The following is a 13,676-nucleotide window of genomic DNA, read 5'->3' on the forward strand; positions in this document are numbered from 1 at the left end:
ACCGTCGTAGGACGTGCACCGGGGGGACCTAGGTCATGCGCTGCACCCTGCGGCCCCACGGCGGGCGCGCGAACGCCGGCGGACGACCTGGGACCGCAGGGCACTGCCGGCCTCACCCGACCCGCGCACGGACGGCCGCGCTCAGCCCGCCCCGACCCGGAAGACGGGCCAGCCGATCTCGGTGCGCCAGGCGGTGGGGTCGGCGGTGTCGGCGGGGCCGACCAGGTAGGTCTCGCGGACCGGGCCCGCGACCGTGAGGGCGTTGGCGACCAGCCAGGCGCCCACCTCGCCGTAGGTGACGTCGATGTCGTCGTGCGGGCCGACGTGGGTGGCGACGGCGAGCTCGACGGCCGGCAGCGTCGCCGGACGCACGCGCCCGACCGTCGGGGGTCGCGCCGTCGGCCGGTGGACCAGGGCGTGTCCCCGGCCGGTCTCGAACAGCGCGTTGTCGTAGAGCCCGCCGGGCGGGCCGGTCGGCTCGGGCACCGCGGCGGCGAGCTCGGCCGCGGCGCCGGCATACCACGCCAGGACGTCGTCGAGCCCGACCTCGGCCTCGACGGCGGCGACGACGGTGGGGCTGACCGAGCGCAGCTCCACCGCCACCGGGGCGGGGTCGGGGCGCAGCAGCCGCCGCAGCGACACGACGGCGGCGCGCGTGCGGGACAGCTCGGCCTCGAGGCGGCGGAGGTGGTCGCCGACGAGGGTGGCCCGGTCGCCGGGGTCGGGGCATGCCACGATGCGCTGGACGTCGGCGAGCGGCACGTCGAGCTCGCGCAGCCGGTGGATGACCTGCGCGGTCGGGATCTGCTCGGCGGTGTAGCGGCGGTGACCGGTCGTCGTGTCGACCGAGTCGGGCAGCAGCAGCCCCGCCTCGTGGTAGCGCCGCAGGGTGCGCACGCTCAGGTGCGTCAGGCGCGAGAACTCTCCGATCGTCAGCACCCCGGCAGTGTGCCCCCTCCCCCTGGGGGAGGGGCCAGCCCTTGCCCCTCTCCCGGGCGGAGCGCTCAGGGTGGGCCCCATGACGACGACCCCGAGCACCCTGCCCGCCGTGATCCGGACCTACCTCGCCGCGCACACCTCCGGCGAGGTCGACGCCGCCGCCCGCACCTTCGCACCCGACGCCGAGGTGACCGACCAGGACGAGGTCTTCACCGGCGCCGAGCGCGTCCGCGGCTTCCTGGAGGGGGCCGGCTCGGAGTTCACCTACACCACCCGGGTGCGCGGCGCGGAGCGCCACGACGCGGGGCGCTGGGTGGTCCTGGTGCGGCTGGAGGGCGACTTCCCCGGCGGCGTCGCCGACCTGCGCTACCGCTTCCTGCTGTCGGGCGACCTCATCGCCCGGCTGGACATCGCTCCCTGACCTGCTCCCTGACCCGCTCCGGGACCGGCCCCGGCCTCGGGTCCCGGGGTGAGGCGGTGACGTGGGCGCTGCGGTTGGCTGGCGCCATGAGCCCCCACAGCGTCGGTCCCTGATGGCCCTGGTCGACCGCACGGCCCGCCTGCTCGTAACGGCCGCCCCCGGCACCGGGAGCACGGCCCTGCGCGAGGCCCTCCTCGCCCGGCCCGGGGTCGAGGAGGTGCCGGCGGCCGGGGAGGTGCGCCGGCACGGCGTCGACGTCAAGCACGGCACGGTCGGCGAGCTCGTCGCCGCCGGGCTGCTGCCCGCCGACCACGGCCTGCGGGTGGTCACCACGACCCGCAACCCCTTCGACTTCTACGTCGCGGAGCACGAGCGCACCCGCACCCGCTGGGTCCACGAGCTGCGCGACCCCTCGTCGTGGGTGCACCAGACCCCCGGCGCGGTGGACCGCATCGTCGACGCGGTCACCACGGACTTCGTCGCCTGGGTCAGCGCGGCGATCGGGCGGGACGCGACGCCCCGCCGGATCAACGAGGGCCACGTGCGCGAGGCCGACGTCGTGCTGCGCATGGAGCACCTCGAGCGCGACCTGCGCGAGCTGGTGGGCCTCGAGCTGGCGGTGCCGCCCACCAACGTCACCGACCGCGAGCGCGCCTACTGGCGCTCCTACGACGTGACCACCCGCCACCTGGTCGAGACGGCCCACGCCGAGGACCTCGAGCGCTTCGCCTACCGGTTCTGAGTCTCGCCCGGGTCGGGCACGACGTCGACCGACAGGAGCACCCAGCCGCTCGGCACGGCCGCCATGAGGTCGGTCAGCACCGAGGCGTAGTCGTCGCCGACGAGGACGTAGCAGTCAGCGGGTCGGTCCGCTCCGAGCGGACCGGCGGTGGCGTGGATCTCGATGCGACGTCTCCTGAGCGGGTGGGGAAGGGGTGCCGCACGACCGGCGCTCCCGCGGCGCGTGCACCGCGGGAGCGCCTCCCGACCGAGCGCCTACCGGGGGGACGTCGGCGCCGATCGGGGTCGTGCGCCGCGTGGGCGGCAGTCAAGGAAACGTGAAATATCCGTGATACCACCACCGTTCCCGCGGCGCCCCGGACCAAACCTCGACCCCGTGACGGGTGGACCGGGCGGGTGCGGTCGACGCACTGTGGACCCATGCCGGAGCCCATCGCCCGCCCTGACGACCTCGACCCGATCGAGACGGCCTCGCTCGACGAGCTGCGCGCCCTGCAGACCGAGCGGCTGCGCCGCAGCGTGCGCCACGCCTGGACCCACGTGCCGCACTACCGCGCCGCACTCGACGGTGCCGGCGTCCACCCCGACGACGTCCGCGACCTCGGCGACCTCGCCCGGCTGCCCTTCACCACCAAGGCCGACCTGCGCGAGAACTACCCGTGGGGGATGTTCGCGGTGCCCCGCGAGCAGGTGGTGCGGGTGCACGCCTCCTCCGGCACGACCGGCAGACCCACGGTGGTCGGCTACACCCGCGACGACGTCGACACCTGGGCCGCGGTGATGGCGCGCAGCATCCGCGCCGCGGGCGGCCGACCGGGCCACGTGCTGCACAACGCCTACGGCTACGGCCTCTTCACCGGCGGCCTCGGTGCCCACTACGGCGCCGAGCGGCTGGGGTGCACCGTCGTGCCGGTCTCGGGCGGGATGACCGAGCGCCAGGTGCAGCTGATCGTCGACTTCCGCCCCGACCTCATCATGGTCACGCCCTCCTACATGCTCGCCATCGTCGAGGAGATGGAGCGCCAGGGCGTCGACCCCCGGTCGACCTCGTTGCGGGTCGGCATCTTCGGCGCCGAGCCGTGGACCGACGACATGCGCCGCGAGATCGAGGAGCGTCTCGACATGCACGCCGTCGACATCTACGGGCTCTCGGAGGTGATCGGGCCCGGCGTGGCCAGCGAGTGCGTCGAGACCAAGGACGGTCTGACGGTCTGGGAGGACCACTTCTACCCCGAGGTGATCGACCCCGTGACCGGGGACGTGCTGCCCGACGGCGAGAAGGGCGAGCTCGTGCTCACCTCGCTGACCAAGCAGGCCATGCCGGTGCTGCGCTACCGCACCCGCGACCTGACCCGGCTCCTGCCCGGCACCGCGCGCACCATGCGGCGCATGGAGAAGGTCACCGGACGCACCGACGACATGATCATCCTGCGCGGCGTCAACCTCTTCCCGACCCAGGTGGAGGAGCTGGTGCTCACCACCACGGAGCTCTCACCGCACTTCCAGTGCGTGCTCGAGCGCACCGGCACCCTCGACACGATGCGGGTGGTCGTGGAGCGGCGCGAGGCGGCCGACCCGGCCGCGGCGACCGAGGCCGGCCGCCGCGTCGAGCACCTGGTGAAGAGCCGGATCGGGGTGAGCGTCGAGGTCGACGTCGTCGACCCCGGGAGCGTGGAGCGCTCGGTGGGCAAGATGCGGCGCCTGGTCGACCGCCGCCCCGTCCGCTGAGCCCCGTCCGCTGAGCCCCGTCCGCTGAGCCCCGTCCGCCGAGTCCCGTCCGCTGAGGAGGGGCGGGTCAGCCGAGCTCGGGGACGACCTCGCCGGCGAACATCGTGCGCGGCACGCCGATCTCGTCGGCGTCGGCGCCCGCGGCGGCCATCTCGGGCGACGACAGCGCCGCCGTCATCGCCTCGCGGTCGTCGAAGTCGAGCTGGGCCACCATGTAGGGCCCGGCGGCCGGGTCGCCGCCCATCGGTCGGACCTTCGACCACGTGAAGGAGCGCAGGCCCGGCACGGGCAGCACGAGCGGCACGTGGCCCTCGGCGTAGCGGCGGTCGAAGGCCTCGGGGTCCTCGGGCACGGCGTACTGGATGGTCACGCGGTACATGCGCTCTCCTGCGGGTCGGGGTGCGGGTCTGGGGGTGCGGTCGGGCCCGTTGCACGGCGTCGGGCCGCGTGACAGACTATTCCTGACCGGTCGGTCTGTAAATCAGCCGGTCTGTCAATCAGGAGGCCCTATGACGACGGCACCCGCGCAGGCCGAGCAGGCCTCCTTCGAGGCGACCCTCGCGCGCCACGACCGCATCGAGCCGCGCGACTGGATGCCCGAGCGCTACCGCGCCACGCTCGTGCGCCAGATCGCGCAGCACGCGCACTCCGAGATCATCGGCATGCAGCCCGAGGGCGCCTGGATCACCCGCGCCCCCTCGCTGCGGCGCAAGGCGATCCTGCTGGCCAAGGTGCAGGACGAGGCCGGCCACGGGCTCTACCTCTACTCCGCCTGCGAGACCCTCGGCGTCTCCCGTCAAGAGTTGACGGAGAAGCTGATCGAGGGCAAGCAGAAGTACTCCTCGATCTTCAACTACCCCACGCTGTCCTACGCCGACGTCGGCACCATCGGCTGGCTGGTCGACGGCGCGGCCATCTGCAACCAGGTGCCGCTGTGCCGCACCTCCTACGGCCCCTACGGCCGCGCGATGATCCGCGTGTGCAAGGAGGAGTCCTTCCACCAGCGCCAGGGCTTCGAGCTGCTGGCCACGATGATGCGCGGCACCGACGCGCAACGCGCGATGGTGCAGGAGTCGGTCGACCGCTTCTGGTGGCCGGCGCTCATGATGTTCGGCCCGCCCGACGCCGACTCCTCCCACACCGCGCAGTCGATGGCCTGGGGCGTCAAGCGCGACACCAACGACGAGCTGCGCCAGAAGTTCGTCGACATGACCGTGCCGCAGGCGCGGGCCCTCGGCGTCACCCTGCCCGACCCCGACCTGGTGTGGAACGACGAGAAGGGCGGCCACGACTTCACCCAGCCCGACTGGGCGGAGTTCCGCGACGTCGTCAGCGGGTCGGGGCCGTGCAACGCCCAGCGGGTCGCGCACCGCCGCCGTGCCCACGAGGACGGCGCCTGGGTCCGCGAGGCCGCGAGCGCCTTCGCCCGGCGCCAGCAGCAGGAGCCGGAGCAGCAGGAGGCGGTCTCGTGAGCGGGGCGCCGCAGGGGGAGTGGCCGCTCTACGAGGTGTTCGTGCGCGGCAAGCGCGGCCTCAACCACGTGCACGTCGGCTCGCTGCACGCCGCCGACGACCAGATGGCCGTGCACAACGCCCGCGACGTCTACACCCGCCGCAACGAGGGCGTGAGCATCTGGGTCGTGCGCGCCGACGCGATCACCGCGTCGAGCCCGGACGAGAAGGACCCGCTCTTCGCCCCCGCCGGCGACAAGGTCTACCGCCACCCGACCTTCTACGACATCCCCGACGACGTCCCCCACATGTAGGAGGCGGCCCCCATGACCGACCACGCCAGCGACCACGCCAGCGACCATGCCAGCGACCAAGCCAGCGCCTACGACGGGCTGCTCGGCGACGACAGCGCGCAGTGGGCGTTCGGCCAGGACTTCGAGGACCCGCTCGCGGGCGTCGACACCACGCCGGCCGCCGGCGTCGACGGCGCGGCGCTCGCGGCCTACTGCCTGATGCTCGGCGACGACGCGCTCGTCTACTCACACCGGCTCTCGCAGTGGGCCAGCAACGCCCCCGACCTGGAGGAGGACATCGCGCTGGCCAACATCGCCCTCGACCTCCTCGGCCAGGCGCGCCTGCTGCTGGCGCGAGCGGCGGCCGCCGACCCGTCGGTGGTGCCGACGCTGCCCGCGGGGTCGCCGGTGCCGCCCGAGGACGCACTCGCCTTCTTCCGCGACGACGCGGGCTTCCGCAACGTGCGCCTGGTCGAGGGGGAGAACGGCGACTTCGCGGTCACCACCGCCCGCCTGCTGCTCTTCGCGACCCATCGCCTGGCGCTGCTCGAGCGGCTGCGCGACAGCATCGACCCCGTGCTCGCCGCGATCGCCGCGAAGGGGGTCAAGGAGGTCGCCTACCACCGCGACCACGCCGCCCGCTGGTGCGTCACGCTGGCCCGCGGCACCGAGGAGTCGCGCCGACGGATGCGCGCCGGCCTCGACGTGGTCTGGCCGCTGCACCACGAGCTCTTCCGCACCCACCCGGTGGAGGCGACCGCGGCCGAGCAGGGCTTCGGGGTCGACCCCGCCGGGCTGGCCGCCGGCGTCGACGTGCTGCTCGAGCAGGTGCTGTCGGTGGGCGGGCTCGACCGGCCCACCGTGCCCCCGACCGGTCCGCTGGGGCGCGGCGCCGGCCGCGACGGGCGCCACACCGAGGCTCTCGGCCGGATGCTCGCCGAGATGCAGGTCGTCGCCCGGGCCCACCCCACGGGGCGCTGGTGAGCGCCGTGGTCGACGCAGGCGCCGCGACGCTCGCCCGCCGGGCCGCGGAGGAGGTCACCGACCCCGAGATGCCGATGCTCACGCTCGCCGACCTCGGTGTGCTGCGCGAGGTCGCGGTCGAGGGCGGGACGGTGGTGCTCACCGTGACCCCGACCTACTCCGGCTGCCCGGCCCTGGCCACCATGCGCGACGACCTGGTGCACCGCCTGCGCGAGCACGGCTTCGCCCACGTCGACGTGCGGGTGCGGCTGGCCCCGGCCTGGACCAGCGACTGGATCACCGAGCGCGGTCGCGCCGCGCTGCGCGCCCACGGGATCTCCCCGCCCGGCGCGGCCCCGGCCACCGAGGGCCCCACCGTGCTGCGGCTGCTGCCGACGCGCCGGCAGGTCGCCTGCCCGCGCTGCGGGTCGGGGCGCACGGCGCTGACCTCGGAGTTCGGCGCGACGGCCTGCAAGGCGATGTACCGCTGCGAGGAGTGCCTCGAGCCCTTCGACCACGTGAAGGAGATCTGATGGCGCGCGCCCGCTTCCACGAGCTGAGGGTCGCCGCCGTCGACCCGCTGACCGACGACTCCGCGGCCATCACCTTCGCCGTGCCCGAGCCGCTGCGCGCGGCGTACGACTTCGCGGCGGGGCAGGCGCTCACGCTGCGCCGCACGATCGACGGCGAGGAGCACCGCCGCAGCTACTCGATCTGCGCGCCGGCGGGGGCGGCGCCGCGGGTGGGCGTGCGCGAGATCCCCGGCGGGCTCTTCTCCACCTGGCTGGTGCGCGAGGTCGCGGTCGGCGACGTCGTGGAGGTGCAGACCCCCACCGGCGCCCTGCGCGCCGACCCCGCCCGCCCGGCCCGGCACCTGTGCGTCGCGGCCGGCTCGGGCATCACCCCGATGCTCTCGATCGCCGCGACCGTGCTCGCCGACCCCGACGCGCGCGTCACCCTGGTCTACGCCAACCGCCGCGCGAGCACCGTGATGTTCGCCGAGGAGCTCGCCGACCTCAAGGACCGGTACGCCGCACGCCTCGACGTCGTCCACGTGCTCAGCCGCGAGCCCCGCGAGGTGGAGCTGCTCTCGGGGCGCCTCGACGCCGACCGGCTCCGGAGGCTGCTGCGGGCGCTGGTGCCGGTGGAGGCGCTCGACCACGTCTGGCTGTGCGGTCCCTTCGGGCTGGTCACCGACGCCCGCGCGGTGCTCGCCGAGCTCGGCGTCGGCGCCGACCGGGTGCACGTGGAGCTCTTCCACGTCGACGAGCCGCCGCCCGAGGTCGTGCGCGAGGAGGCCGGGCCGGCCGCCGACGGGGAGACCAGCGAGGTCACCCTCGTGCTCGACGGACGCACCACCACCGCCCCCCAGCGACGCGGCCAGAGCATCCTCGACGGCGCTGCCGCCACCCGCAGCGACCTGCCCTTCGCCTGCAAGGGCGGGGTGTGCGGCACGTGCCGGGCCCACGTGGCCGCCGGTGAGGTGGACCTGCGCCGCAACTACGCCCTCGACGACGACGAGCTGGCCCGCGGCTACGTGCTCACCTGCCAGGGCTACCCGGTGGGCGACGCGGTCACGGTCGACTTCGACGCCTGACCCGCGGGCCCCTCCGGCGGGGGCGACGCGGGGCCGCGCAGCCCGTCGAAGGCGATGGCGCCGACGGCACGGGCCAGGGCGTCGGTGTCGAGCGGACCGCCGGGGCGATACCACTCCACCAGGGAGTTGACGAGCCCGAAGAGCAGCCGGCTCAGCAGCTCGGGAGGGAGGTCGGCGCGCACCGAGCCCTCCTCGGCGGCCGCGGCCACGAGCCCGGCCAGCCGGTCGTCGAGCACGCGGCGGCGGGCGAGGGCGGCCTGCTCGACCTCGCTGTTGCCCCGGACCCGCAGCAGCAGGGTCACGGCGGGCAGGTGGTCGACGAGGATGCGCACCGAGCGGTGCACCACGTCGTGGAGGCGCTGGGTGGCCGTGGTGCCGGTGCTGGCGTCGGCGGCCTCCTCGATCGCCGCGGTGAGCTCGCCCAGCGCCTCGTCGAGCGCGGCGCTGAGGAGGTGCTCCTTGCTGGGCACGTGGTGGTAGATCGCCGACTTGGTCAGGCCGAGCTCCTGGGCGATGTCGCCCATGGAGGTGCCGTCGTAGCCCTGCCGGTTGAAGAGCTCGATCGCACGCCGCAGCACGGTCGCCTGGTCGTATCCGGGACGACCCCGCCGCACGGGAGCGTCAGGTGGGGGGCCGGCCATGGCGCCAGCGTCTCACGACCCGCCGCGGTCGGGCCGCGGTCAGGTGGCCACGGCGTAGGCGGTGAGCGCGGCCGAGACGGCGTCCTCGACGACGGCTCCCGCGGCCTCCCAGGACCGGTCGGCGCACAGGTCGCGCCACACCGAGCCGAGGACCGTGCCGGCCACGGCGCCGACGGCGCCCGCGGCCACGGCCGGCCACACGCCGGCCGCGCCCTCGTGACGGGCCAGCACCCCCGCGCCGCCGGCCGCGCTCAGCACCCGCGCCACGGTCGGCCCGCCCACGCGCGACGGGGTCGAGGGCAGCTTGTCGAAGACCAGCTCGGTGCCCACCAGGCCACCCGCGAGCGCCAGCGGCGCCTTCCCGGCGACCAGGCCGGGCGGCACGAGACCCCAGGAGCTGCGCGCGCCGGTGGCCAGGCCGATGGCCAGGCTGCGCAGCAGCAGCCGTCCTGGGCGCGCCGGGCCCTCGTCGTCGCGCCCGTCGTCGCGCTCGTCGTCGGGCTCGGTGACCCGCAGGGCGCACGCGACCGCGGCGCCGTAGACCAGGTGAGGCACGACGTCGCGACCCCAGTCGGTGGCCGACCACGTGGTGAGGTCGGTGACCTGGAGCACCGCCATCGGACCGTCGGTGGCGGCCATCGCGCCGAAGCCGATGACGGCCGACTCGGCCAGCCACGGCAGCCGCACCCCGGCCGAGCGGACGAGCGCGGCGACCGCACCCACGCCGACCCCGACGCCGAGCCCGGCCAGGGCGCCGTACGCCTCCTCGCGGCTGCCGGCGGTGGGCAGGTCGAGGTGCACCAGGTCGGCGGCGGCGGTGACGGTGTCGGCGGGCGCGCTGCTCGCCGAGCGGCCGGTGAGGGCCATGTCGAGGTAGGTCGTGGCGTTGAGGACGGTGGTGCCGGCAGCGCCGGCGACGAGACCGCGGACGAGGGATCGCATGGTGCCCACCTTGCGCCCGTCACCGCCGCGAGCGGACCACCGGAGGGGGTGAGAGGGCCAGGAGGGCCTCAGCGCGACGCGCGGCGCCGGGCGAGGAGCGTGGCACCCGCGAGGACGGCGAGGGCGGCCAGGGCGGTGACGACGACGGCGGCGGTGCCGTCGGCGGAGCCGGTGACCGCGATGCCGACGAGGGCCCAGCCGCCGGCGACGGCGTAGGCGACCAGGCCGCGGGTGGCCAGGGTGACGACGACGAGGGTCGCCGCGGCGACGGCGAGGGCGCCGAGCTGCCAGCCGAGGTCGGCCACGTCGGCGAGGTCGAGCGCGACCGCGGCCGTCGAGAGGTTGAGGAAGAGGGCGGCGGTGACCCAGCCGCCGTAGAGCCCGGCGGCGGCGCGGGTCAGCGCGCCGAACCACCCGGCGGGCAGGGCGCCGCGCGCGGCCACGAGGGCGCCGGCGACCCCGGCGACGGCCATGACCAGCAGCGCGACGGCGGTGGCGACGCTGCTGTCGACCGCGGCGCAGACGATCCACACCGTGCCGCCGAGGTAGAGCACGACCTGCGCGACCTGGAGCGCGCGCGGCACGGAGTCGGCACCCCGCACGAGCACGGCGACGGCCTGGGCCAGCGCCAGGGTGTAGATGACCCCCCAGATCGAGAACGCCCAGCCCACGGGGGTGATGAGCAGGTCGGCCCCCGCACCCTCGCCGGGGGAGGAGCCCAGGCCCAGCGACTGCACCACGGGCGCCACGACCTGCAGCACGGCGCCGGCCAGCACGGCCCAGGCCAGGCCGCGCGAGCCGGCCGGGCCGCGGCGCGCGGAGGTCGGGGCGGCCGAGCCGTCGGAGGTGCGGGGGTGCGAGGTCGAGGTGGCCATGCCCCGAGGCTAGGCACGTCCCTCACCGACCGCCCCACCCCTCGGCACAGACCGGTCGGCCCAGATGGTCGGCCCAGATGGTCGGCCCAGATGGTCGGCCCAGATGGTCGGCCCAGATGGTCGGCCCAGCTGGTCGGCGCAGATGGTCGGCCCGGACCGTCGACCCTGCCCTGCCCTGCCCTGCCCGAAGGGGTGGGGAGCGAGGCAAGCGCGCCCGAAGGGGGGAGCCCGGGCCCCCCGGGGCCCGCCGACGATCGAAGGGATCCGCACCACCCAGCAGACCCCCGCCACAGATCGGACACCCACGATGACCGCCATCCTCTTCGGCTCCATCAGCACCATCGCCGACACCTCCGAGCTGCAGCGCGAGGCCTTCAACCGGGCCTTCGCCTCCCACGGCCTCGACTGGCAGTGGGGCCAGGAGGAGTACGCCGAGATGCTGGCCACCAGCGGGGGCCGCGACCGGATCGCCGAGCACGCGCGCAGCACCGGCGCCGACGTCGACGCCGACGCGGTGCACCAGACGAAGTCGGAGATCTTCCAGCAACTGCTGGGCGAGGCCGACCTGACCCCCCGCGACGGCGTGGTCGAGACCATCACCGCGGCGCGCGAGGCCGGCCACAAGGTCGCGCTGGTGACCACGACGTCGCGTGAGAACGTCATGGCCCTGGGCCGCGCCGTGGCCGACCGGATCTCCTTCGACGACCTCGACCTCGTCGTCGACCGCACCCAGGTCGAGCAGCCCAAGCCCGACGGCGAGGCCTACACCTTCGCGCTGGCCGCCCTGGGCGAGCCGGCCGGCTCCTGCGTGGCGGTCGAGGACAACCTCGGCGGCGTCGAGGCGGCCGCCCGCGCCGGTCTGAGCGTCGTGGCCTTCCCCAACGCCAACACCGCCGGCCACGACTTCGAGCGCGCGACCGCCCGCCGCGACCGCCTCGAGCTGACCGACCTCCAGTCCTTCACCCAGACCGCCTGACCCCGGCGACCAGAGGAGCCGAGATGACCCAGACCACCGACGTGCCCACCCCCGTGCCGGCGCAGGAGCCCGGCGCCCCGCTGGCCCGGCTCGAGGCCACCGAGACCGCCTTCCACGTGGAGGCCTACGAGAAGATCGACTACTCCCTGGTGATCGTGCCGGGCGTCTTCGACCCGGCCAACACCGAGCTCGCCGACACCTTCCGCGACTTCGGCCGCTGCCTGGCCGTCGTCGACGAGGCCGTCGAGCGGCTGCACGGCGAGCGGATGGCGGCGTACTTCGCCCACCACGACATCGCCCTCACCACCGTGCCGGTGCGGATCGCGGAGACCGCGAAGTCGCTGCGCACGCTGGAGCGCATCGTCGACGCCTTCGCCGACTTCGGGCTGATGCGCAAGGAGCAGGTGCTGGTCGTCGGCGGCGGACTGACCACCGACGTGGCCGGCTTCGCGTGCGCCTCCTACAAGCGCTCCACCGACTACGTGCGCATCCCGACGACGCTGATCGGCCTCATCGACGCCAGCGTCTCGATCAAGGTCGGCGCCAACCACGGCAAGCACAAGAACCGGCTCGGCGCCTACCACGCCTCCAAGAAGGTGCTCCTCGACTTCTCGCTGCTGGAGACCCTGCCCGTCGACCAGGTGCGCAACGGCATCGCGGAGATCATCAAGATCGCCACCGTGGCCCACCTCGACACCTTCGAGGCGCTGGAGAAGTACGGCGAGGACCTGCTGCACACCGCCTTCGGCCACGCCGCAGACGGCGAGCACCTGCGCGAGGTCTCCGACCGGATCACCTACGACGCCATCCGCACCATGCTCGAGCTCGAGGTGCCCAACCTCCACGAGCTCGACCTCGACCGGGTCATCGCCTACGGCCACACCTGGAGCCCGACCCTCGAGCTGACCCCCTCGCCGCCCTTCTTCCACGGCCACGCGATCAGCATCGACATGGCCTTCTCGGCCACGATCGCCGAGCAGCGCGGCTACATCGGCGCCGACCAGCGCGACCGGGTGCTGGCCCTCTTCAGCGGCCTCGGTCTGGCCGTCGACAGCCCGCTCTTCACCCCCGAGGTGCTGGAGAGGGCGACGGCCTCGATCCTGCAGACCCGCGACGGCCTGCTGCGCGCGGCCGTGCCGCGCCCGATCGGCACCTGCTACTTCGTCAACGACCTCGACGTGCCCGAGCTCGTCGAGATCCTCGCCGAGCACAAGCGGGTCTGCGCGTCGCTGCCGCGCGGCGGCGAGGGCGTCGACCAGTACACCCGCGCCGAGACCCCGGCCGGTGCCTGAGCCGGTGCCCGGCCCGCGGCCGGTGACGCCGGTCGGCATCGTCGCCGCGCTGCTCGAGCGGGTCGAGGCCGGCCTGGTCGACGTCGCGGGAGTGCCCGACGACGTGCGGGCCGACCTCGCCCGGGCCCGGGCGGTCGCCGGGGGCCTGGAGCCCTACCTCGAGGCCGGCACCAGCCCCGAGTCACCTGCGCTGACCGCGCTGACCGCGCGCACGCAAGCCGAGGACTGGAGCGGGCGCAGCGGGGGGGTGCACCTGGAGCAGGAGATGCTCTCCGGCCACGTCGAGGGTGCGCTGCTCCAGCTGCTCGTGCGCACCGGCGGCGCCCGCCGGGTGCTCGAGGTGGGCATGTTCACCGGCTACTCCGCGCTCGCCATGGCCGAGGCGCTGCCCGAGGGCGGCGAGGTGGTGGCGTGCGAGCTCGACGCCGCCGTCGCCGCCCTGGCCGCCGAGTGTTTCGCGGCCTCCCCGGCCGGCGGTCGCATCCGGGTCGAGGTGGGCCCGGCGCTCGCCACGCTGCGCCGCCTGGCCGACGCGGGTGAGGTCTTCGACCTGGTCTTCGTCGACGCCGACAAGACCGGCTACGCCGCCTACGTCGACCTCCTCCTCGACACCGGCCTGCTCGCCGAGGACGGTCTGCTGGCCCTCGACAACACCCTGCTGCAGGGCGAGCCCTGGGCCGGCGGCCCCGACGGCGCCACGAGCGCCAACGGCCGCGCCGTGGCCGACCTCAACGCAGCGCTCGCCGCCGACCCCCGGGTGCAGCAGGTGCTCGTGCCGCTGCGCGACGGCCTGACGCTGGCCCGGCGGGTCTGAGCC

Annotated in this window: 16 protein-coding genes; 11 read left to right on the top strand and 5 right to left on the bottom strand. The window is 74.8% G+C overall.

Annotated elements, in window-relative coordinates:
• Positions 1–141: 141 nt before the first annotated feature.
• Positions 142–939, bottom strand: coding sequence for a MerR family transcriptional regulator (locus tag LPA27_RS04405; protein ID WP_228941648.1), 798 nt, complete (start codon positions 937–939; stop codon positions 142–144).
• 79 nt (positions 940–1,018) lie between these two features.
• Between LPA27_RS04405 and LPA27_RS04410 the strand changes: the two genes are divergently transcribed.
• The 3 genes from LPA27_RS04410 (at position 1,019) to paaK (ending at position 3,829) form a co-directional block, all read left to right on the top strand.
• Complete coding sequence (locus LPA27_RS04410; protein WP_056863211.1) at positions 1,019–1,360, top strand: nuclear transport factor 2 family protein; 342 nt, start codon at positions 1,019–1,021, stop codon at positions 1,358–1,360.
• Positions 1,361–1,472: 112 nt separating this feature from the next.
• A complete protein-coding gene (locus LPA27_RS04415) occupies positions 1,473–2,102 on the top strand; it encodes a hypothetical protein (protein ID WP_228941649.1) in 630 nt (209 codons plus the stop codon).
• Positions 2,103–2,521: 419 nt separating this feature from the next.
• The gene (paaK, locus tag LPA27_RS04420; protein WP_228941650.1) at positions 2,522–3,829 is read left to right on the top strand and encodes a phenylacetate--CoA ligase PaaK; all 1,308 of its coding nucleotides are present in this window, start codon (positions 2,522–2,524) and stop codon (positions 3,827–3,829) included.
• Positions 3,830–3,896: 67 nt separating this feature from the next.
• On the opposite strand, the gene LPA27_RS04425 is transcribed toward paaK, so the two are convergent.
• On the bottom strand, positions 3,897–4,208 hold the full coding sequence (locus LPA27_RS04425) for an EthD family reductase (RefSeq protein ID WP_193666002.1): 312 nt from the start codon (positions 4,206–4,208) through the stop codon (positions 3,897–3,899).
• Positions 4,209–4,338: 130 nt separating this feature from the next.
• On the opposite strand from LPA27_RS04425, the gene paaA reads away from it, so the two are divergent.
• The 5 genes from paaA to paaE are packed head-to-tail and all read left to right on the top strand — an operon-like array spanning position 4,339 to position 8,133.
• Positions 4,339–5,301 carry a 1,2-phenylacetyl-CoA epoxidase subunit PaaA gene (gene paaA / locus LPA27_RS04430; protein WP_228941651.1) on the top strand — a complete coding sequence of 321 codons (963 nt, stop codon included), beginning with the start codon at positions 4,339–4,341 and terminating at the stop codon, positions 5,299–5,301.
• Positions 5,298–5,594, top strand: a complete 297-nt coding sequence (paaB, locus tag LPA27_RS04435; protein WP_056863217.1) for a 1,2-phenylacetyl-CoA epoxidase subunit PaaB — start codon at positions 5,298–5,300, stop codon at positions 5,592–5,594. Before paaA ends, paaB begins: the two co-directional genes overlap by 4 nt.
• Positions 5,595–5,606: 12 nt before the next feature.
• A complete protein-coding gene (paaC, locus tag LPA27_RS04440) occupies positions 5,607–6,557 on the top strand; it encodes a 1,2-phenylacetyl-CoA epoxidase subunit PaaC (protein ID WP_228941652.1) in 951 nt (316 codons plus the stop codon).
• Positions 6,554–7,069 (top strand): 1,2-phenylacetyl-CoA epoxidase subunit PaaD, encoded by a 516-nt coding sequence (gene paaD / locus LPA27_RS04445; protein WP_228941653.1) that lies wholly within the window; start codon positions 6,554–6,556, stop codon positions 7,067–7,069. Before paaC ends, paaD begins: the two co-directional genes overlap by 4 nt.
• Positions 7,069–8,133 (top strand): 1,2-phenylacetyl-CoA epoxidase subunit PaaE, encoded by a 1,065-nt coding sequence (gene paaE, locus LPA27_RS04450; protein ID WP_056903247.1) that lies wholly within the window; start codon positions 7,069–7,071, stop codon positions 8,131–8,133. Before paaD ends, paaE begins: the two co-directional genes overlap by 1 nt.
• On the opposite strand, the gene LPA27_RS04455 is transcribed toward paaE, so the two are convergent.
• From LPA27_RS04455 to LPA27_RS04465, 3 genes are all read right to left on the bottom strand, one after another.
• Positions 8,091–8,711, bottom strand: coding sequence for a TetR/AcrR family transcriptional regulator (locus tag LPA27_RS04455; protein ID WP_228941654.1), 621 nt, complete (start codon positions 8,709–8,711; stop codon positions 8,091–8,093). The genes paaE and LPA27_RS04455 overlap by 43 nt on opposite strands.
• A 102-nt stretch (positions 8,712–8,813) precedes the next feature.
• Positions 8,814–9,716: a hypothetical protein gene (locus tag LPA27_RS04460; RefSeq protein WP_228941655.1), complete on the bottom strand. Its 903-nt coding sequence runs from the start codon at positions 9,714–9,716 to the stop codon at positions 8,814–8,816.
• 68 nt (positions 9,717–9,784) lie between these two features.
• Entirely contained in the window at positions 9,785–10,591 is an 807-nt protein-coding gene (locus tag LPA27_RS04465; protein ID WP_228941656.1) for a hypothetical protein, read from the bottom strand.
• Between the two features lie 307 nt (positions 10,592–10,898).
• On the opposite strand from LPA27_RS04465, the gene LPA27_RS04470 reads away from it, so the two are divergent.
• From LPA27_RS04470 to LPA27_RS04480, 3 genes are read left to right on the top strand one after another with little or no spacing between them, the layout of a single operon-like run.
• The gene (locus LPA27_RS04470) at positions 10,899–11,567 is read left to right on the top strand and encodes an HAD family hydrolase (protein WP_228941657.1); all 669 of its coding nucleotides are present in this window, start codon (positions 10,899–10,901) and stop codon (positions 11,565–11,567) included.
• 23 nt (positions 11,568–11,590) lie between these two features.
• A complete protein-coding gene (locus LPA27_RS04475) occupies positions 11,591–12,859 on the top strand; it encodes a sedoheptulose 7-phosphate cyclase (protein WP_056903250.1) in 1,269 nt (422 codons plus the stop codon).
• Positions 12,852–13,673, top strand: a complete 822-nt coding sequence (locus LPA27_RS04480) for an O-methyltransferase (RefSeq protein ID WP_228941658.1) — start codon at positions 12,852–12,854, stop codon at positions 13,671–13,673. The genes LPA27_RS04475 and LPA27_RS04480 overlap by 8 nt, the downstream gene beginning before the upstream one ends.
• Positions 13,674–13,676: the final 3 nt, after the last annotated feature.

The sequence above is a fragment of the Nocardioides sp. Leaf374 genome (assembly GCF_916862475.1).
Classification (GTDB): domain Bacteria; phylum Actinomycetota; class Actinomycetes; order Propionibacteriales; family Nocardioidaceae; genus Nocardioides; species Nocardioides kribbensis.

Bases quoted from the DNA above. Each gene is read 5' to 3' on its own strand.
- LPA27_RS04410 (WP_056863211.1), top strand. From the start codon at position 1,019: ATGACGACGACCCCGAGCACCCTGCCCGCCGTGATCCGGACCTACCTC.
- paaK (WP_228941650.1), top strand. From the start codon at position 2,522: ATGCCGGAGCCCATCGCCCGCCCTGACGACCTCGACCCGATCGAGACG.
- LPA27_RS04465 (WP_228941656.1), bottom strand. From the start codon at position 10,591: ATGGCCACCTCGACCTCGCACCCCCGCACCTCCGACGGCTCGGCCGCC.
- paaE (WP_056903247.1), top strand. From the start codon at position 7,069: ATGGCGCGCGCCCGCTTCCACGAGCTGAGGGTCGCCGCCGTCGACCCG.
- LPA27_RS04415 (WP_228941649.1), top strand. From the start codon at position 1,473: ATGGCCCTGGTCGACCGCACGGCCCGCCTGCTCGTAACGGCCGCCCCC.
- LPA27_RS04460 (WP_228941655.1), bottom strand. From the start codon at position 9,716: ATGCGATCCCTCGTCCGCGGTCTCGTCGCCGGCGCTGCCGGCACCACC.
- LPA27_RS04470 (WP_228941657.1), top strand. From the start codon at position 10,899: ATGACCGCCATCCTCTTCGGCTCCATCAGCACCATCGCCGACACCTCC.
- paaC (WP_228941652.1), top strand. From the start codon at position 5,607: ATGACCGACCACGCCAGCGACCACGCCAGCGACCATGCCAGCGACCAA.
- paaA (WP_228941651.1), top strand. From the start codon at position 4,339: ATGACGACGGCACCCGCGCAGGCCGAGCAGGCCTCCTTCGAGGCGACC.
- LPA27_RS04475 (WP_056903250.1), top strand. From the start codon at position 11,591: ATGACCCAGACCACCGACGTGCCCACCCCCGTGCCGGCGCAGGAGCCC.
- LPA27_RS04425 (WP_193666002.1), bottom strand. From the start codon at position 4,208: ATGTACCGCGTGACCATCCAGTACGCCGTGCCCGAGGACCCCGAGGCC.